Origin of the sequence: Streptomyces sp. NPDC012769 (assembly GCF_042901205.1) — a bacterium.
Classification (GTDB): Bacteria; Actinomycetota; Actinomycetes; order Streptomycetales; family Streptomycetaceae; genus Streptomyces.
In genome coordinates this window covers 1-18,841 of record NZ_JBIBCP010000002.1, presented here as the reverse complement: position 1 = coordinate 18,841, position 18,841 = coordinate 1, and the positions used below count along the sequence as shown (strand labels likewise).

At 72.2% G+C, this 18,841-nt stretch carries 14 protein-coding genes and 1 rRNA gene; 7 read left to right on the top strand and 8 right to left on the bottom strand.

What is annotated here, in order from left to right; all coding sequences use genetic code 11:
- Positions 1-258: 258 nt before the first annotated feature.
- On the bottom strand, positions 259-3,069 hold the full coding sequence (secA, locus tag ACFY7C_RS08945; protein WP_389646163.1) for a preprotein translocase subunit SecA: 2,811 nt from the start codon (positions 3,067-3,069) through the stop codon (positions 259-261).
- Positions 3,070-3,320: 251 nt separating this feature from the next.
- Between secA and ACFY7C_RS08940 the strand changes: the two genes are divergently transcribed.
- Together ACFY7C_RS08940 and ACFY7C_RS08935 are read left to right on the top strand one after the other, a co-directional pair.
- Positions 3,321-3,905: a GNAT family N-acetyltransferase gene (locus ACFY7C_RS08940; protein WP_389646160.1), complete on the top strand. Its 585-nt coding sequence runs from the start codon at positions 3,321-3,323 to the stop codon at positions 3,903-3,905.
- 136 nt (positions 3,906-4,041) lie between these two features.
- Positions 4,042-5,208, top strand: coding sequence for a winged helix-turn-helix domain-containing protein (locus tag ACFY7C_RS08935; RefSeq protein WP_389646157.1), 1,167 nt, complete (start codon positions 4,042-4,044; stop codon positions 5,206-5,208).
- Between the two features lie 22 nt (positions 5,209-5,230).
- Here ACFY7C_RS08935 and ACFY7C_RS08930 read toward each other — a convergent pair whose 3' ends face one another.
- The 6 genes from ACFY7C_RS08930 to mtrA form a co-directional block, all read right to left on the bottom strand.
- Positions 5,231-5,986: a response regulator gene (locus ACFY7C_RS08930; RefSeq protein ID WP_389646154.1), complete on the bottom strand. Its 756-nt coding sequence runs from the start codon at positions 5,984-5,986 to the stop codon at positions 5,231-5,233.
- A gap of 286 nt (positions 5,987-6,272) precedes the next feature.
- Positions 6,273-6,953, bottom strand: a complete 681-nt coding sequence (hpf, locus tag ACFY7C_RS08925) for a ribosome hibernation-promoting factor, HPF/YfiA family (protein ID WP_389646151.1) — start codon at positions 6,951-6,953, stop codon at positions 6,273-6,275.
- A 292-nt stretch (positions 6,954-7,245) separates the two neighbouring features.
- Positions 7,246-8,076, bottom strand: coding sequence for a ComF family protein (locus ACFY7C_RS08920; protein ID WP_389646148.1), 831 nt, complete (start codon positions 8,074-8,076; stop codon positions 7,246-7,248).
- Positions 8,077-8,238: 162 nt separating this feature from the next.
- Positions 8,239-10,062, bottom strand: coding sequence for an LpqB family beta-propeller domain-containing protein (locus ACFY7C_RS08915; RefSeq protein WP_389646145.1), 1,824 nt, complete (start codon positions 10,060-10,062; stop codon positions 8,239-8,241).
- A gap of 139 nt (positions 10,063-10,201) precedes the next feature.
- Positions 10,202-12,223, bottom strand: a complete 2,022-nt coding sequence (mtrB, locus tag ACFY7C_RS08910) for an MtrAB system histidine kinase MtrB (protein ID WP_389646142.1) — start codon at positions 12,221-12,223, stop codon at positions 10,202-10,204.
- A 1-nt stretch (position 12,224) separates the two neighbouring features.
- Complete coding sequence (gene mtrA, locus ACFY7C_RS08905; RefSeq protein WP_197990047.1) at positions 12,225-12,902, bottom strand: two-component system response regulator MtrA; 678 nt, start codon at positions 12,900-12,902, stop codon at positions 12,225-12,227.
- A gap of 378 nt (positions 12,903-13,280) precedes the next feature.
- On the opposite strand from mtrA, the gene ACFY7C_RS08900 reads away from it, so the two are divergent.
- From ACFY7C_RS08900 to ACFY7C_RS08880, 5 genes are read left to right on the top strand one after another with little or no spacing between them, the layout of a single operon-like run.
- Positions 13,281-14,486, top strand: a complete 1,206-nt coding sequence (locus ACFY7C_RS08900) for a glycerophosphoryl diester phosphodiesterase membrane domain-containing protein (protein WP_389646138.1) — start codon at positions 13,281-13,283, stop codon at positions 14,484-14,486.
- A gap of 4 nt (positions 14,487-14,490) precedes the next feature.
- The gene (locus ACFY7C_RS08895; protein ID WP_389646135.1) at positions 14,491-15,174 is read left to right on the top strand and encodes a DUF4129 domain-containing protein; all 684 of its coding nucleotides are present in this window, start codon (positions 14,491-14,493) and stop codon (positions 15,172-15,174) included.
- Positions 15,171-16,364, top strand: a complete 1,194-nt coding sequence (locus ACFY7C_RS08890) for a DUF4350 domain-containing protein (protein ID WP_389646132.1) — start codon at positions 15,171-15,173, stop codon at positions 16,362-16,364. Before ACFY7C_RS08895 ends, ACFY7C_RS08890 begins: the two co-directional genes overlap by 4 nt.
- On the top strand, positions 16,361-17,344 hold the full coding sequence (locus tag ACFY7C_RS08885) for an AAA family ATPase (RefSeq protein WP_389646129.1): 984 nt from the start codon (positions 16,361-16,363) through the stop codon (positions 17,342-17,344). The genes ACFY7C_RS08890 and ACFY7C_RS08885 overlap by 4 nt, the downstream gene beginning before the upstream one ends.
- Positions 17,345-17,357: 13 nt before the next feature.
- Positions 17,358-18,653 (top strand): DUF58 domain-containing protein, encoded by a 1,296-nt coding sequence (locus ACFY7C_RS08880; RefSeq protein WP_389646127.1) that lies wholly within the window; start codon positions 17,358-17,360, stop codon positions 18,651-18,653.
- Positions 18,654-18,759: 106 nt separating this feature from the next.
- Here the strand turns inward: ACFY7C_RS08880 and rrf are convergent.
- A 5S ribosomal RNA gene (gene rrf / locus ACFY7C_RS08875) occupies positions 18,760-18,841 on the bottom strand; the annotation flags it as partial.

Genomic DNA, 18,841 nt, shown 5'->3' with positions numbered 1-18,841 from the left:
AGGACGCGCGGAGGGCGCCGCCGAGAGCCCCCGCCGAGAGCCCGGTCAGGCTTCCCTCCTGGGCGACCTCCTCGTCCCGTGTCCGACCGCCGGATCAGCCCCTCCCCGTACCCGATCGGATGAACCCCAGGGATCTGGGACCACGGCCCCGAGCGGCGCAGGCACACCTGGCCCGCGCCCCCCGCATGCCGGAAGGGCCGGTCGCCTCCTGGCGACCGGCCCTTCCGGTGGTGGCGTCGTGCTCGACGCCACTTCTCGCTACTTCTTGCGGCGACGCCCGCCCGCGCTCTTCTGCGCCTTGCGGCGCTCCGCGCGGGTCATGCCGTCACCCGAGTCCGCTCCGCCGTCCGAGGCGAAGTCGCCCTCGATGACCGAGCCGTCACCGTCGACCTTCGGCGCGGTGAAGTGCAGGCGGTCCGGGCGCTGCGGGGCGTCCAGGCCCTTGGCGCGGATCTCCGGGCGGCCGGCGCCGGCCGGGACGGCGTCCTGCTTCTCCAGCGACGGGGCCGCGTCCTGCACCGGGACCTCCTCGACCTGCTGCTCGACCTGGACCTCCAGGTTGAACAGATAGCCGACGGACTCCTCCTTGATGCCCTCCATCATCGCGGTGAACATGTCGAAGCCCTCGCGCTGGTACTCGACCAGCGGGTCCTTCTGCGCCATCGCGCGCAGGCCGATGCCCTCCTGGAGGTAGTCCATCTCGTAGAGGTGCTCGCGCCACTTGCGGTCGAGGACCGACAGCACGACCCGCCGCTCCAGCTCACGCATGATCTCCGAGCCGAGCTGCTTCTCCCGCGCGTCGTACTGCTCGTGGATGTCGTTCTTGACCGACTCGGCGATGAACTCGGCGGTGATGCCCGCCCGGTCGCCGGCCGCGTCCTCCAGCTCCTCGATCGTGATCTTGCACGGGTAGAGCTGCTTGAACGCGGTCCACAGGCGGTCGAGGTCCCACTCCTCCGCGAAGCCCTCGGCGGTCTCCTGGCGGATGTAGTCGTCGATCGTGTCGTCCATGAAGTGGCGGATCTGCTCGTGCAGGTCCTCGCCCTCCAGGACGCGTCGGCGCTCGCCGTAGATGACCTCGCGCTGCCGGTTGAGGACCTCGTCGTACTTCAGGACGTTCTTACGGGTCTCGAAGTTCTGGCTCTCGACCTGGCCCTGCGCGGAGGCGATGGCCCGGGTGACCATCTTGTTCTCGATCGGCACGTCGTCCGGCACGTTCGCCATGGCCATCACGCGCTCGACCATCTGCGCCTTGAACAGACGCATCAGGTCGTCGCCCAGCGACAGGTAGAAGCGGGACTCGCCCGGGTCGCCCTGACGGCCGGAACGACCGCGCAGCTGGTTGTCGATACGACGCGACTCGTGGCGCTCGGTGCCCAGGACGTAGAGCCCGCCGAGCTCCTTGACCTCCTCGAACTCCGCCTTCACGGCCTTCTCGGCCCGCTCCAGCGCGCCCGGAAGGGCGGCCGCCCACTCCTCGACGTGCTCGACCGGGTCCAGGCCCGCCTGCCGCAGCTCGGCCTCGGCGAGGTCGTCGGGGTTGCCGCCGAGCTTGATGTCCGTACCACGGCCGGCCATGTTCGTGGCGACCGTGACGGCGCCCCTGCGGCCCGCCTGCGCGACGATCGCGGCCTCGCGCTCGTGGTGCTTGGCGTTCAGCACCTCGTGCGGGATGCCGCGCTTGCTGAGCTGCTGCGACAGGTACTCGGACTTCTCGACCGAGGTGGTGCCGACGAGGACCGGCTGGCCCTTCTCGTGCTTCTCCGCGATGTCGTCGACGACGGCGGCGAACTTGGCGACCTCGGTCCGGTAGATCAGGTCCGGCTGGTCCTTGCGCTGCATGGGCCGGTTCGTCGGGATCGGCACGACGCCCAGCTTGTAGATCTGGTGGAACTCGGCGGCCTCGGTCATGGCCGTACCGGTCATGCCGGAGAGCTTGTCGTAGAGGCGGAAGAAGTTCTGGAGGGTGATCGTGGCGAGCGTCTGGTTCTCGTCCTTGATCGGCACCCCCTCCTTCGCCTCGATCGCCTGGTGCATGCCCTCGTTGTAGCGGCGGCCGGCGAGGATACGACCGGTGTGCTCGTCGACGATCATGACCTCGCCGTCGATGACGACGTAGTCCTTGTCCTTCTTGAAGAGTTCCTTGGCCTTGATCGCGTTGTTCAGGTAACCGACGAGCGGGGTGTTCACCGACTCGTACAGGTTGTCGATGCCCAGCCAGTCCTCGACCTTGGCGACGCCGGACTCGTGGATGCCGACGGTCCGCTTCTTCTCGTCGACCTCGTAGTCGCCGGTCTCCTCGATGCCCTTGAGCTGGTTGCCGGGCTCGCCCTTGGTGAGGCGGGTGACCAGCTTGGCGAAGTCGCCGTACCACTTGGTGGCCTGGTCCGCCGGGCCGGAGATGATCAGCGGCGTACGGGCCTCGTCGACGAGGATCGAGTCGACCTCGTCGACACACGCGTAGTTGTGGCCGCGCTGGACGAGCTCGTCCTGGGACCACGCCATGTTGTCGCGGAGGTAGTCGAAGCCGAACTCGTTGTTCGTGCCGTACGTGATGTCGCAGGCGTACTGCTCGCGGCGCTGGGCCGGCGTCATGTTGGCGAGGATGCAGCCGACGCTCAGGCCCAGGAACTTGTGGACGCGCCCCATCATCTCGGAGTCGCGCTCGGCCAGGTAGTCGTTCACCGTGATCAGGTGCACGCCCTTGCCGGACAGCGCGTTCAGATACGCGGGGAGCGTGCCGACGAGGGTCTTGCCCTCACCGGTCTTCATCTCGGCGACATAGCCGAGGTGCAGGGCCGCGCCGCCCATGATCTGCACGTCGTAGTGGCGCTGGCCCAGCACGCGCTTGGCCGCCTCGCGGACGGTCGCGAACGCCTCCGGGAGCAGGTCGTCGAGGCTCTCGCCGTTGGCGTAGCGCTCTTTGTACTCCTCGGTGAGCGCCCGCAACTCGGCGTCGGAGAGGGTGACGAAGTCCTCTTCGATGGAGTTGACCTGGTCCGCGATGCGGTGCAGTTTGCGCAGGATCTTGCCTTCGCCTGCACGCATGAGCTTGTTGAAGACGGACACTGAGGCTGGTCTCCTTGCCGGTCGGGCCTGGCACTGGGTCTTGTCATGACTCGGGCACGGGCACGGCAGGTGGTCCCCACCGCAACGGCCATCGTAAGCGAGACCGCCCTCACGAAGGGAGGCCCGCAGTGCCGGAGCCCGCTCGTGCCCGTGACGCCTCCCGTACAGAGAGAACGCACGAGGCCGCCGGAAGGTGCCGCCCGGCCCGAAAAGTGTTCGCATCGGACCGGGCGGGTCACCAGAATTCCGTCATGGAGCCCATCACACTGACCACCGACCGCCTGCGCCTGCGCCCCTTCACCACCGCGGACATCGACGCCGTCGACGCCGCCTGCCAGGACCCCGACATCCAGCGCTGGACCCAGGTCCCCTCGCCCTACACCCGCGCGGACGCCGAACTCTTCGTGACCCGTCTGGTGCCGGACGGCTGGCGGGAGGACAAGGAGTACGCCTTCGCCGTCGAGCCCCTCCAGGGCGGTCCGCTGATCGCCGCCGTCGGACTGCACCCGAGGGGCGAGGGCATCCGCGAGGTCGGCTTCTGGGGAGCCAGGGAGCACCGCGGCCACGGCTACATGACGGAGGCCGTCGGCGCGCTGGCCCGCTGGGCCTTCACCTCGCTCGGCGTCCATCGCCTGCTGTGGCGCGCCGAGGTCGGCAACGCCCCCTCGCGCGCGGTGGCCGAACGGGTCGGCTTCGTCCTGGAGGGCGTCGAGCGCGCCGGCCTGGTCAACAAGGGCACGGCCCGCGACGCCTGGCTCGCCGCCCTGCTCCCTTCCGACCTCGGCCTGTCCGCGCCCCTGCCGTACCTCCCGGCGAAGGCCGGGGCGGAGGCCTGAGCCGGGGCGGGCCGAGCGCGCGGGCGGAGGCCCGAGCCGGGGCGGGCCGAGCGCGCGGGGCCGGGGACCGGTGGTGCTTGCCCCTCTCGTCGGAATCCCGTGCCCGTTGTCAGTGCCGCCCTCTAGGGTGCGGATCATGACGACCGCCGCACCGCGCCCCGCTGCCGAACTGTCCGCCGACGAAGCCCGCCGGATCGCCCTGCGGGCCCAGGGATTCCTCGGAGCCCCCGACCGGCGCGGCGGGGTGCGTGGCGTGCTGCGGCATCTGGGGCAGGTCCAGCTGGACACCATCTCCGTGCTGGCCCGCTCGCACGAGCTGATCCCGTACGCGCGCCTGGGCGCCGTCGGCCGCCGCACCGTCGAGGACGCGTACTGGACGGAGGGTCACGCCTTCGAGTACTGGTCGCACGCCGCCTGCATCCTGCCCGTCGAGGAGTGGCCGCTCTTCGCCTTCCGCCGCCGCGCCTACCGCGACCGCCCGCACTGGGGCCACGAGCTGTCGGACGGGGCGTACGAGGCGGTGATCGCGCAGCTGCGGGCCGAGGGGCCGCAGACCGCGACCGAGCTCGGCGGCGCCAAGAACAAGGGCGAGTGGTGGGACTGGTCCGACTCGAAGATCGCCGTCGAGCGGGCGCTGATGTACGGCGAGGTGGTGGTCACCGAGCGGCGCGGCTGGAAGCGGGTGTACGACCTGGCGGAGCGGGCCATTCCCGACGCGCTGCTCCACGACGACCTGGACGACACGGAGTGCCTGCGCCGGCTCGTACGGCAGGCGGGCGAGGCGCTCGGTGTCGGCACCCGCGCGGACATCGCCGACTACCACCGGATCAAGGCCGAGGCCTTTGACGCGGTCGTGGCGGACTCGGGTCTGGTCCCGGTCACGGTGGCCGGCTGGGGAAAGCCGGCCTGGGCCGACCCGGCGGCGCTCGCGACCGAGCCGCGCGGCCGGCACCGCACGACGCTGCTCTCGCCGTTCGACTCGCTGATCTGGGAGCGGGCCCGCACCGAGCGGATCTTCGGCTTCACCCACCGCCTCGAGGCGTACGTGCCCAAGCCGAAGCGGGTGTACGGCTATTTCGCGATGCCCGTCCTGTCCGGTGGCCGGCTCGTCGGGCGGGTGGACCCGGCGCGGGACGGCCGGACGCTGGTCGCCCGGCAGGTCTCGCTGGACGGTGCCAAGGCGGTGCCCGCGGTGGCGCGGGCACTGCGCGAGGCAGCCGAGTGGGTGGGCTGCGACGCGGTGGCCGTGGAGCGGGTGGACGCTCCGGAGCTCGCGCCCGAGCTGGTGAAGGCCCTCGGCTGAGACGGCGAGGCGGCCGGTCCGCTCAGCGGATCTCGAGGATCTTCTCCCGCATCGCGTAGACGACGGCTTCCATGCGGGAGTGCAGCTGGAGCTTCTCCAGGATGTTCCGCACATGGTTCTTGACGGTGTTCTCGGAGATGAACAGCTCCTTGGCGATGTCCCGGTTGTTCATCCCGGTCGCGACGAGCTTGAGGACCTCCAGCTCCCGGTCGGTCAGCCGGGGCGCCGGCACGAGCCGGCGCTCGTCGGTGCGCTGGATCATCGACTTGAACTCGGTGAGCAGCTTCGAGGCCATCGACGGGCTGATCTGCGACTGGCCGTCGGCGACCGCGCGGATGGCGGTGGCGACCTCGTCGGTGGAGATCTCCTTGAGGAGATATCCGGTCGCGCCCGCCTTGATCGCGTCGTAGAGGTCGGCCTCCTCGTCGCTGATCGTCAGCATGATGATCTTGGCGCTGGGTGCGACCTCCTTGATGGAGGTGCAGGCCTCGATCCCGCCCCGCTTGGGCATCCGGACGTCCATGAGGACGATGTCGGGAAGGAGATCCGCGGCCTTGTCGACGGCCTCGGCCCCGTCTCCCGCCTCGCCGACGACCTGGATGTCCTCTTCCTGGGCGAGGACGATCTCCAGACCGCGGCGGAAAAGGGCGTGATCGTCCACGACCAGGACCCGGATCGGCTCCTCGCGTGTCGCGCCGGTGGCCGAATCCGATACCTCCGAATTCACCGCGTCATGGAGCTGTCGCCCGCCCTGCACCGGCCCGAAGCCGTCCGCCATCGTTCCTCCCCCTGAAGGCCGTGGCCTGAAGTCGTTGTGCTGATTCGCATTCGGTCCCCAACCGCTGCTCGGGGAGCACCGGTTGGCGTGCACGCCATGATTTCATGCCCCGGCGGCCGTGCGGTGATCCCGTGGTCGCACGGGGGCGCGCGCGGTCGCACAGGGGTGCCCCTGGGAGCGCGAGGGGCGCTCCAGGGGCACCGTGTCATGTCTGCGGTGTGTGGAGGTCCGAGTCGGTGTCGTCGGCCGCGGTGTCCGGTCCGCGGTGCGGTCCGCGGCCGGGGCTTCAGCCGCCGAGCGCACCGCCCGCACCGCCGCCCTCGGCGAGCGGGTCGCTCTCGAGGTGGATGACGCCGTAGTCGTACGCGTGCCGCCGGTAGACGACGCTGGGCTGCTTGGTGTCGGAGTCGACGAAGAGATAGAAGTCGTGCCCGACCAGCTCCATCTCGTAGAGCGCCTGGTCGAGCGTCATCGGTGCTGCCTTGTGGGTCTTCTCGCGAACGACCAGCGGGCCTTCGCCCTGGACCTCGAGCGAGCCCATCTTCGTGGTGGGCACTCCGCCGGTCTCCTCGGACACCACCTGGCCGCTCCCGTTGAGCGCGGCGACGCCGGGCACCACGTCGGCGACCTCGGCGGCCGACAGCCTGCCGCTGCCGCGGCGGGTGAACCGCTTGTCGTGCTGCTTGCGCAGTCGCGCCTCGAGCTTGCCGTGGGCGAGGTCGAGCGCTGCGTACGGGTCGCCTGCCGCCGCTTCCGCCCGGATCACCGGGCCTCGGGAGTGGAGGGTGATCTCCACGCGGTCGGACCGGTCGGCCTGCCGCGGGTTGTGCTCCTTGGACACCTCGACGTCGAGGCTGATCACCTTGCCGTCGAGCTTCTGGATCTTCTCCAGGTTCAGCTTCTCGGCCACGTGCTTCCGGAACCGCTCGGGCACCTCGGTCTTGCGGCCCTTGACGACGATGTCCACGCAGAACTCCGTTCCCGGATCGCTCGGTACGGCTCCTTGGCCGGCGAGCTTCTCCCTTTGCACCAGACCCCGGCGATTACCGGAGTCTCGGACTTGGCGACCTGACCTCCTCCTCCCCCGTCGACAAGCTCCCCACCCCACCAACCTGAGGTTAATTCGCCCTGAACTCCTGTCCGGTAGGCGCACCCGTTATTCGGTGAGGCGTAGCATTCGCCATTCCTCACAACCGAACATAGCTCCTTCGGACGGGTGTCGGCACCCGCTGGCGTCAGTTACCTCCATTCGGGTGTTCTCACCTCTCACCACCTGCAACGATGCAACTTCTCCGGGAGTTCCGGTTTATTTCGAACGAGGTGGGAGAAGAGGCGACTACGGCCGCCACCGGCCGTTCGAATAGTCCTTCCGCCGTCTCTCCCTCCGGGCTGTCCGGTAATCCAGGAATGTACGGACGGTGTACGGAGTGGCGGGCCGTCGCGAGCGCCCGCGCGGCCTCGGCGAGCGACGCCCCGGTCGTCATCAGGTCGTCCACGAGCACCACGCGTCCGCCCGCCCGCGCGGCCTCGTCCAGGAGCCGCAATCCGCCGCGGGAGACCTCCAGGGCCCCGGCCAGGTTGGCGAGCCGTCCGCGCGCGCCGAGCCCCGCCTGGTCGGACACCGGCCGGCACTGCCGCAGCACCGGCAGCACCCGCGCGGCCCGTCCGCTCCGCCGCAGCCGCCCGGCGGCGGCGAGCGCGATCCGCCGGGTCGGGTCGTGGCCACGCGCCCGCACGGAGCGCCGTGAGGACGGCACCGGTACGAGGAGCAGCGGCGGGTCCCCCGCCGCGCGCAGGGGCCGTGTGGCGGCCTCCACGGCGGTGGCCAGCGCGTCGCCCAGGGGCCGGGCGAGCGGCAGCGCACCGCGCTCCTTGTGGGCGAGGAGCAGCGCGCGCACCCCGCCCTCGTACGGCGCCGCGGCGTGCACGGCCGGCAGCCCGTGCGGCTCGGGACTCGGCCGCACCCTGCGGGCGCCGGTCCCGGTCAGCTCCGCCGCGCACGGCGGGCACAGCGCCGTACGCGGTCTTCCGCAGCCTCCGCAGGAGACCGGCAGCATCAGCCCGGCGAACTCTCGCCACCACCCCCGCATGGCTCCACTGTCCTCCTGCGGGCGCCCTCCGGCCACCCCTGTGGAAAACCCTCGGCGCGGCGGCCAGGGGCCCGGCGGTGGCGGCGTCCCGGCCGACCGGCAGCCGGTGGACCGGGTGGCGGTGGACCGGGTGTGGACCGGGAGGGTCAGCCCGGGTGGCGGTCAGCCCGGGTAGACCGGGTGGCCGCCCTCCTTGACCATGGGCTGCCAGTTCGTCCCGGGCGCCAGGCGCACGATGCCGTCCTGGTCCGAGTCCGCGACCACCGGGGCCTGCTCGTTGCCCGGCGCGGCGACCGCCGTGACCCCGTTGAGGCCCGGCAGGACCGACGAGGTGGAGGTGGACCCGTCGGTCTGCACGTACCGCACCTGCTGCACGCCGCCGGTCTCCGTACCGACCACGACGAGACGGCTCGGACCGGCCCAGGAGACGGCGGCGACGGACTCCAGACGGGGCGCCGCGTTCTGCAGGTCCATGACGGAGACGGTCGCGCGCCCCTCGGCGTAGGAGCGCTCGACCCGCCCGATCTGGAGGGTCGTGCGCTTGTCCTTGGTGACGAGCAGCGCGATCCGCACGCCGTCGGCGGAGACCCGCAGCGACTCGATGCGGGCACCGTCCTTCAGCCACGGGGTGCTGACCTCGATCCGCTCGCCCTGGCCGCCCGGCACCATCCACAGCCGCGGCTTCACCGGGTTGCGGTCGGCGACCCACAGGTCGCCGCGACCGTCCCAGCTCGGTGCCGACAGCCGGTCGTCGGGCCGCAGGGCGCTGCTGATCACCACCGGGGCGGGAAGTTCCTCGTCGGCCGTGATCGAGCCGACCCGCAGCTCGCGCCCCTCCTGCAGGATGCCGGCGGCGTGGCTCTCCTCGCGGTCCACGGCCACGTAGCGCAGCGGCACCACGCCCTTGCCGAACGGACCGGGCACCTCGGTCGGCTTGTCGGGCTGCCTGCCGCCGACCGACAGCATCATCAGCTTGCCGTGCCCGTCGACGAAGTACGGGTTCTCACCGCGGCGCGGGTCGCGCACCGGCGAGTACTCCTCGATGGCCTGTCCCTTGCCCAGCAGGCACAGCGCCTTGCCGTCACTGCCCTGGATCTCGACCTGCTCGACCCGCACCGACGTCAGGTCGCCGAGCGTGAACAGCAGTTGCGCCGCCATGCCCTTGCAGGCCAGGGCACTGACGTGGTCGGCCTTGGAGTTGAGCGGGACCTTCAGGGTCGACTGGTCGTCCGTCGTCAGCGTCCGCACGCCCGCGCGCAGTTGCGTACCGGACGGGAAGCGCGAGTCGACGGCGGGGCTCAGCCAGCCCGTCGGGCCTTCGAGCAGTGCCTTGACGGTCTGGGTGACCGGATCCATGCGGGTGACCGGGTCCTGGCGCTGCCGGATGTAGACGGGATCGGCGACGACCCAGTTCTCGCCGGAGGCGAAGTAGTACTTGTTGACGGAACGATAGTTGCGCAGGAAGTCGGCCTCGCCGAGGATCAGCCCCTTCGGCAGGCTGTCGATGCGCCATTCCTTGCTCTTGCCGTCCGCGGACGGCTGCTGCACCACGTGGATCGGCTGGTTGAACTCGGCCGGTGCCTGCGGCTGGTACGCGCGGCTGGCGTCCACCGTCGCGATCCGCCGCCCGGAGATCGGATACGTCCGCCCCTTGCTCTCGGGGTCGGCGAGGTGATCGGCCGGGTCGCGGTCGGGGGCGTTGGTGAGCACCGTGATGCTCTCCTCCGGCCGCCAGGCGGCGGCCGCCCGCGTCGTCAGGTACTTCCGCGCCGTGGCGAACCCGGGGTCGTCACTCGTCATCGCCTCCAGGAAGCCGTCGACGATCTCGTCCGGGTCGGCGTTCTCCCGTGGCGCGACGGCGTAGACGCGCACCTGCGAGTCGCCCGCGTTGGACGCCTTCACCGGCTGCACGTCGCCGCTGTCGGGCATGCTCGCGCAGCCGGCCACCAGCAGCGCACCGCACGCCAGCAGCACCGTCCCGCGCATCGACCGTCCCCGCCCCAGGGGACGTCCCGCCGACCTCGCCGGGCTCGCGACGCCTGGCACCGCTCCCTGATCCGGCCCGAGTCCCTGATCCGGCCCGAGCGACACGACACCCCCCAGGGCCTGCCGCTTCCCTCGAAGGTCAGCGCCCACCTGTTCCGTCCTCCCCCTCGGCGCGCGTCGCCGCCATCGCCTCACCACCGTCGCCGTCCGCCCCGGCCCTCCCGTCCGCGGGCCTGGCCACCACGCGCGCACCGCTGCCCGGCAGCGCCGTCGGATCCACCGCGGCCCGCGGCACCTGCGACATCCTCGGCGGTACGGGCAGGGCGGGACGGTCGCCCACCGGCTGAGCCGGCACCGCCGTCAGGCGCCCGGCCGAGCCGGAGCCACCGGCGCCGTCCGTCGCACCGGCCGCCGCCTGCGCGCGATTGCGCCGCGAGTCGTCCGGCTCCAGCGGGATCGGGGAGCCGCGCAGCGGCTCGTCCGCGGTCCGCGGCAGGGTCAGCCGGAACTGCGAGCCGCCGCCCGGCTCGCCCCACGCCTGGAGCCAGCCGCCGTGCAGCCGGGCGTCCTCCACCGCGATCGACAGGCCCAGGCCCGTACCACCGGTGGTGCGGGCTCGGGCCGGGTCGGCGCGCCAGAAGCGGTTGAACACCCGGGTCGCCTCGCCCGGCTTCAGCCCCACGCCGTAGTCGCGTACGGCGAGGGCGACGGCCCCGCCCGCGGCGGCCAGCCGCACGATCACGTCCCGGCCCTCGCCGTGCTCGACGGCGTTGACGACCAGGTTGCGCAGGACCCGCTCGACGCGGCGGGCGTCCGCCTCGGCCACGACGGGCTGCTCGTCGCCGATGACGACGATCCGGCTGCCCTTGCGCTCGGCCAGCGGCTCCGCGCCGCCGATGACCCGTCGTACGACCTCGCGCAGGTCTATCGGAGCGGCCTCCAGGGCCGCCGCGCCCGCGTCGAAGCGGCTGATCTCCAGCAGGTCGGCCAGCAGCGACTCGAAACGGTCGAGCTGGTCGCCGAGCAGCTCCGCCGAGCGCGCGGTGACCGGGTCGAAGTCGGCCCGGGCGTCGTGGATGACGTCGGCCGCCATCCGCACGGTCGTCAGCGGGGTGCGCAGCTCGTGCGAGACGTCGGAGACGAACCGGCGCTGCATCCGCGACAGGTCCTCCAGCTGCTGGATCTTCAGCTGGAGGTTCTGCGCCATCTTGTTGAAGGCCTCGCCGAGGCGCGCGATGTCGTCCTCGCCGGTGACCTTCATCCGCTCCTGGAGCCGTCCCGCCGAGAGCCGTTCGGCGATCCCGGCGGCCATCCGCACGGGCGTCACGACCTGGCGCACCACCAGCCACGCGATGGCGCCGAGCAGAACGACGACGAACAGACCGGCGGTCGCCAGGGTGCCCTTGACCAGGGCGAGGGAGTCCTCCTCCTGCGTCAGCGGGAAGAGGTAGTACAGCTCGTAGGGGATGCCGTCGGCGTCGTTCAGCCGCTTGCCGACCACCAGGCCGGGCTCGGACGCCTTGCCGCTGGTGTAGTGGATGCGGGCGTAGGTCTGGAAGGTGCTGGTGCCCTGGGCGACGTTGTGCCGCAGGTCGGCGGGGATGCTCGTGGTCGGATCGACCTCGCCGGAGGCGCGGGCGCCGCGGCTCGCGATGTCCCCGGTCTCCAGGGAGAGCGCGACGACGTTGAACGCGCTCTGGCCGCCGCTGGCGAGCTGCTCGACCAGGGTGGAGCGCCAGTTCACGGAGACGCCGTTGCGGCCGCCGTCCTGCCCGCCCGGTGCGGGCGGCGTGGTGGCCGCCCGGTCCTGGGCGGCGGAGAACCCGCCGGCCGCCTGGCTCTGCGCGGCCTTCTCCTTGGCGTCGAGCAGACCGTTGCGGACCTGGCCGATGACGACCAGGCCGAGGAGCAACACCACACCGAGCGACATGAGCAGGGTGCCCGCGACCACCCGCACCTGGAGGTTGCGCCGCCACAGCCGTACGGCGGGCAGCAGCGGGCGGCGCACCCAGCGCGCGAGGAGCCGGAACACCCGACCGCCCGGTGTCCCGTCCTGGAGCAGACGGCCGAGACCCGAGGAACCCCCGCGTCCCGGTCCGGCAGCCCGCCCCGTACGGACTCCCGGGTTCCCGGGCTTCGGAGCAGTACTGCCCGCACTCATGTCAGCTCGGTCCTGCCTTGTAACCGACACCGCGGACGGTCACCACGATCTCCGGGCGCTCGGGGTCCTTCTCGACCTTCGAGCGCAGCCGCTGGACGTGCACGTTCACCAGACGGGTGTCGGCGGCGTGCCGGTAACCCCACACCTGCTCCAGGAGCACCTCGCGGGTGAACACCTGCCACGGCTTGCGGGCCAGGGCGACGAGCAGGTCGAACTCCAGCGGCGTCAGGGCGATGGACTGCCCGTCCCGCTTCACGGAGTGCCCCGCCACGTCGATGACCAGGTCACCGATGGTCAGCTGCTCGGGCGCCGGCTCCTCCGACCTCCGCAGCCGCGCCCGGATCCGGGCGACGAGCTCCTTCGGCTTGAACGGCTTCACGATGTAGTCGTCGGCCCCGGACTCCAGGCCCACCACCACGTCGACGGTGTCGCTCTTGGCCGTGAGCATGACGATCGGCACCCCGGATTCGGCCCGGATGAGCCGGCACACCTCGATGCCGTCCCGCCCGGGCAGCATCAGGTCGAGCAGCACCAGGTCGGGCTTGGCCTCCCGGAAAGCGGCGAGAGCCTTGTCGCCGTCCGAGACGAACGACGGCTCGAACCCTTCACCTCGCAGCACGATCCCGAGCATCTCGGCCAGTGCGGTGTCGTCGTCGACGACAAGAACGCGTCCCTTCATATCGACATCATCCCATTTCCGTATCAGTCTCAAGGCGGCTGGTGAGATACCTCACTGACCTGCGGTGACGTCCGTGATTGCCCGCCGTTGACCGCCGGTGTCTGTGGGTGTCGATGTCAGACGTGGATGTCACCCCCGTGGCCCCCGTGTCCGTCCTGAACCGTACCCTGCGCAGCCCGCTCCGGCCCATGGACCGGGCCTTGACGGTCTCGGCCGCTTCGGCGGCGGGCCCCGCGCCGGGAAGCCGGGCCTGAGCCCGCCCGTCGGCGGGTCCCGCGTGGCACGATGGCCCCCGGCCCGCCGCGCCAGGCGGTCGGCCGCAGAGACCGAGCCGGTTCGCCGATCCGGCCCCGCGACCATTCCTCGAGGTGGACGACCGTGAACGACACTCCGGGCTGGGCCTCGCCCGGATCTGCTCCCTCCGACGGCCAGGACAACGCCGGCGTGCCCCGGCCCTCCTCGCCCGGCGACGCGAACGACTCCGCCCCCCAGTGGTCCAAGGACCAGCCTCCCGCCGGGCAGTGGCAGCCGCCGACCGCCCCCGTGCACGGCGCACCGCCGCCGGCCCGCGCGCAGAGCGGCCCCGGCTGGGGCGCCCCGCCGCCGCACGGACAGTGGGGCCCGCCGCCGGCCGCGAAGCCGGGTGTGATCCCGCTGCGCCCGCTGACCCTGGGCGAGATCCTCGACGGCGCCGTGACGACCCTGCGCCGCTACTGGCAGACCGTCCTCGCCGTCAGCGTCACCGTCGCCGTCGTCATGCAGGTCGCGGAGATCCTCGCCCAGCGCTATCTCGTCCCCGCGCCGGAGCCGGTCCACCCGGACGCCAGCCCCGCCGAGGCGCTCGCGCAGTCCATGGACGCCGCGCAGGCCCAGGTGATCGGGATGGGTCCGGCCTTCCTCATCATGGTGGCCGCCACCCTCGTCAGCGCCGCCCTGCTCACCGTCGTCATCAGCCGCGCCGTCCTCGGCCGCCCGGTCACTCTCGGAGCCGCCTGGCAGGAGGCCCGGCCGCGGCTGCTCCAGCTGCTCGGGCTGACCCTGCTCGTGCCCCTGCTGAGCGCCGCCGTCATGTTCGTCGGACTGCTGCCCGGCCTGCTCCTCGGCGGCAGCGGCGGCGCGGGACTCGCCTTCCTCGGCGGTGCCTGCGCCTTCGTGGTCGTGCTCTGGCTGACGGTCCGCTTCAGCCTCGCCTCGCCCGCGCTGATGCTGGAGCGCCAGGGCGTCATGAAGGCGCTGCAGCGCTCGGCCAAGCTGGTCCAGGGCTCCTGGTGGCGGATCTTCGGCATCAGCATCCTGACCCAGCTCCTGGTGTTCATCCTGGCGATGATCATCGCGGTGCCGTTCGTCCTCATCGCCGGCGCCGCCTCCGGCAACGGCCTCGGCGGCCTGCTCGACGGCAGCGTCGCGGACAACAGCTGGTCGTTCCTGATCATCACCGGCATCGGCGGGGTCATCACCAACGCCATCGCCTACCCGGTCTCCGCCGGGGTGACCGTCCTCCTCTACATCGACCAGCGCATCCGCCGCGAGGCACTCGACCTCGAACTCGGCCGCGCCGCCGGACTCCCCGGCTACGGAGGCTGATGGCGTGACCATCACGGGGGGCACGACCGGCGACGTACCGGTGGACGTTCCCCGCGTCCCCGCCCGGGAGGCGGCGGAGCGGGAACTGTCCAAGCCGATGTACCACGAGAACGATCCCAGCCTGCTCCAGCGCGGACTCGACCGCTTCTGGGACTGGGTCGGCGGCCTCTTCGACACGGCCGCACACGCGACGCCGGGAGGCGTCGTCGGCGTCGTGGCCGTCGTCATCGTCGTGCTCGCCCTGGTCACCGCCCTCTGGTGGCGTCTGGGCACACCCCACCGCACGCCCACGGCCGGTGGCGACTCACTCTTCGACGACGGCCCCCGCACGGCCGCCGACCACCGGGCCGCCGCCGCCCGCCACGCCTCCGCCGGCCAGTGGAACCAGGCCGTCCAGGAACGCATGCGGGCGATCGTCCGCTCCCTCGAAGAACGCACCCTGCTCGACCCGCGGCCCGGCCGCACCGCCGACGAGGCGGCGGCCGAGGCCGCCCGCTCCCTGCCGGCCCACGCCGACGGCCTGAGGTCCGCCGCCCGTGCCTTCGACGACGTCACATACGGCGGCCGCACCGCCGACGAACCCGCGTACCGCCGCATCGAGCAGCTGGACACCGCCGTGGAGCGGGCCAGGCCGACCCTCGACACGGCCGCCGCCGCGGCGCCCGCCTTCACGGAGGCGCCCCGATGACCCGGCCGGCCAGGAGCAGCACCTCGACCTCGCTCACGCCCCGCCGGCTCTGGACCCGCGCCCGCGGCACCCTGCTGATCGTCGCCCTGCTCCTGATCGGCGGGGTCATCCTGGCCACCCTGCGCTCCGGGGGCCACCACGGCCGTCTGGACCCGCGCTCCGCCGCGCCTCAGGGCAGCCGTGCCGTCGCCGAGCTCCTCAAGGCCCAGGGCGTGCGGCTCACCGTCTCCGACAGCCTCGCCGAGGCCACCGCCGCCACCGGAGCCGACTCCACCCTCCTCGTCACCACCCCGGACCTGCTCACCGGGGAGCAGCAGACCGCCCTGTACCAGGCGATGACCGGTTCGGCCGGACGCACCGTCCTCCTCGGCCCCGGCACAGCCTCCCTCGGAACCCTCGCCCCCGGAGTCGACGCCGACCTCAGCACCACGGTCTCCGCCCTGGAGCCCGACTGCGCCCTCCCGGCCGCCACCCGCGCCGGCAGCGTCGACCTGGGCGGCGAGCGCTATGTCACCGGCGCGACCTCCGCCGATGCCTGCTACCTCTCCGACGGCCTGCCGACCCTGGTGCGCCTCCCCGGCACCGGCACCGCCGACACGGTCCTCCTCGGCTCCGCCGAACTCCTCACCAACAGGCGTCTCGCCCAGCAGGGCAACGCCTCCCTCGCTCTGCAACTCCTCGGCTCCCGCCCTCATCTCGTCTGGTACCTCCCCTCGCTCACCGACGTACCCGCCGACCCGAACGCCGCCGACGACGCCACCGGCACCTTCCTCGGCCTGATCCCCTCCGGCTGGCTGTGGGGCACCCTCCAGCTCGCCGTCGCCGCCGTCCTCGCCGCGATCTGGCGCGGCCGCCGCCTCGGCCCCCTGGTTCCCGAGCGCCTGCCCGTCGCCGTCCGTGCCTCCGAGGCCACCGAGGGCCGCGCCCGCCTCTACCGCAGGGCCGACGCCCGCGACCGCGCGGCCACCGTCCTGCGCACCGCGACCCGCGGCCGGATCGCCCCGCTCCTCGGCGTCCCCGCCAAGGACGCCCACTCCCCCGATCTGCTCCTCTCCGCACTCTCCTCCCGGCTCCCCGCCGCCGCGCAGCACCGGGACCTCCTCTTCGGCCCGGCTCCCGCCGACGACGCCGCCCTCATCCGCCTCACGGACCAACTCGACGCCCTCGAAAGAGAGGTACGCACCTCATGAGCGCCCCGACCCCCGAGACCGTGATGAGCTCGGACAGCGCCCGCGCCTCCCTGGAGGCCCTGCGCACCGAGATCGGGAAGGCCGTGGTCGGCCAGGACCCCGCCGTCACCGGTCTCGTCGTCGCCCTGCTCTGCAAGGGCCACGTCCTGCTCGAGGGCGTCCCCGGCGTCGCCAAGACCCTCCTGGTGCGGGCGCTCGCCGCCGCGCTCGAACTCGACACCAAGCGCGTGCAGTTCACCCCGGACCTGATGCCCAGCGACATCACCGGCTCGCTCGTCTACGACGCCCGGACCGCCGAGTTCTCCTTCCAGCCCGGCCCGGTCTTCACCCATCTGCTGCTCGCCGACGAGATCAACCGGACGCCCCCGAAGACCCAGTCCTCGCTCCTGGAGGCCATGGAGGAGCGCCAGGTCACCGTGGACGGCACACCCCGCCCGCTGCCGGAGCCGTTCCTCGTCGCCGCCACCCAGAACCCGGTCGAGTACGAGGGCACCTATCCGCTGCCCGAGGCCCAACTCGACCGGTTCCTGCTGAAACTGACGGTCCCGCTGCCCTCACGCGAGAACGAGATCGATGTCCTCACCCGGCACGCCCAGGGCTTTGACCCCCGCGACCTGAAGGCCGCCGGAGTCCGTCCCGTCGCCGGGGTCGCCGAACTCCAGGCCGCCCGCGAAGCGGTGGCCAAGGTGACGGTCTCCGCCGAGATCGCCGGCTATGTCGTCGATATCTGTCGTGCCACGCGTGAATCCCCCTCGCTCACCCTCGGCGTCTCCCCCCGAGGCGCCACCGCACTGCTCTCCACCGCCCGTGCCTGGGCGTGGCTCACCGGCCGGGACTACGTCACCCCGGACGATGTGAAGGCCCTGGCCCTGCCGACCCTGCGCCATCGCGTCCAACTGCGGCCCGAGGCCGAGATGGAGGGAGTCACCTCCGACTCCGTCCTCCAGTCGATCCTCGCCCACGTCCCCGTACCCCGCTGAGAACGGCGCCCCCATGGCCCTCACCGGACGAACCGCCCTGCTCGCCGCCATCGGGTCGCTCCCCGTGGGCATCCTCGCGCCCAGCTGGGCCGGGATGCTCGCGGTGAACGCGCCCCTCACACTCGCAATTCTGTGCGACTACGCCATGGCCGCGCCAGTGCGAACGCTCCAGTTCACTCGAACTGGTGATACAGCTGTTCGATTGGGTGACGGCGCCGACGTCCAGCTCACGGTCACCAACCCGTCCCGGCGCCGCCTCCGCGCCCAGCTCCGCGACGCCTGGCCGCCGAGCGCCGCCCAGGCCCCCGCACGTCAGAAGCTGACCGTCCCCGCCGGCGAACGCCGCCGCGTCACCACGTCCCTGCGTCCGACCCGGCGGGGCGACCGCCGCGCCGAACGCGTCACGGTCCGCTCCTACGGCCCGCTCGGCCTCGCAGCCCGCCAGGGCAACCACAACGTGCCCTGGACCGTCCGCGTCCTGCCGCCCTTCACCAGCCGCAAGCACCTGCCCTCGCGCCTGGCCCGCCTCCGCGAACTCGACGGCCGCACCAGCGTCCTCACCCGCGGCGAGGGCACCGAGTTCGACAGCCTCCGCGAGTACGTCCCCGGCGACGACACCCGTTCCATCGACTGGCGGGCCACCGCCCGTCAGACCGCGGTCGCCGTACGCACCTGGCGCCCCGAACGCGACCGCCACATCCTCATCGTCCTGGACACCGGCCGCACCACCGCCGGCCGCGTGGGTGACGTCCCCCGCCTCGACGCGGCGATAGACGCCGCCCTGCTCCTCACCGCCCTGGCCTCCCGCGCCGGCGACCGCGTCGACCTGCTGGCCTACGACCGCCGTCTGCGCGCCCAGGTCCAGGGCCGCTCCGCGAGCGACGTCCTTCCCGCCGTGGTGGACGCGCTGGCCCCGCTCGAACCCGAACTGGTCGAGACCGACGCCCGCGGCCTGGCCGCCACCGCCCTGGCCCGGGCTCCGCGCCGCTCCCTGATCGTCCTGCTCACGGGCCTGGACGCGGCCCCCGTCGAGGAGGGCCTCCTCCCGGTCCTCCCCCAGCTCACCCAGCGCCACACGGTCCTGGTGGCCTCTCCCTCCGACCCGCACGTCGCCCGCATGGCCGCGACCCGGGGCACGATCGAGGGCGTCTACGAGGCCGCCGCCGCGACACAGGCCCAGTCCCAGCGTCTCCGCACCGCGGAACAGCTCCAGCGCCACGGCGTGACCGTCGTGGACTCCGCCCCGGACGACTTCGCGCCCGCCCTCGCGGACGCCTATCTCGCCCTCAAGGCAGCCGGCCGGCTCTGAGCTCGCGCTCCCTCACGGAGACGAGCTCTGCCGGCCTGCTTTCCGACCGGGCCGTGAACGCAGAAAAGCCCCGCACCATAAGGTGCGGGGCTCTCCCACAATGATTGTTCGGCGGTGTCCTACTCTCCCACAGGGTCCCCCCTGCAGTACCATCGGCGCTGAAAGGCTTAGCTTCCGGGTTCGGAATG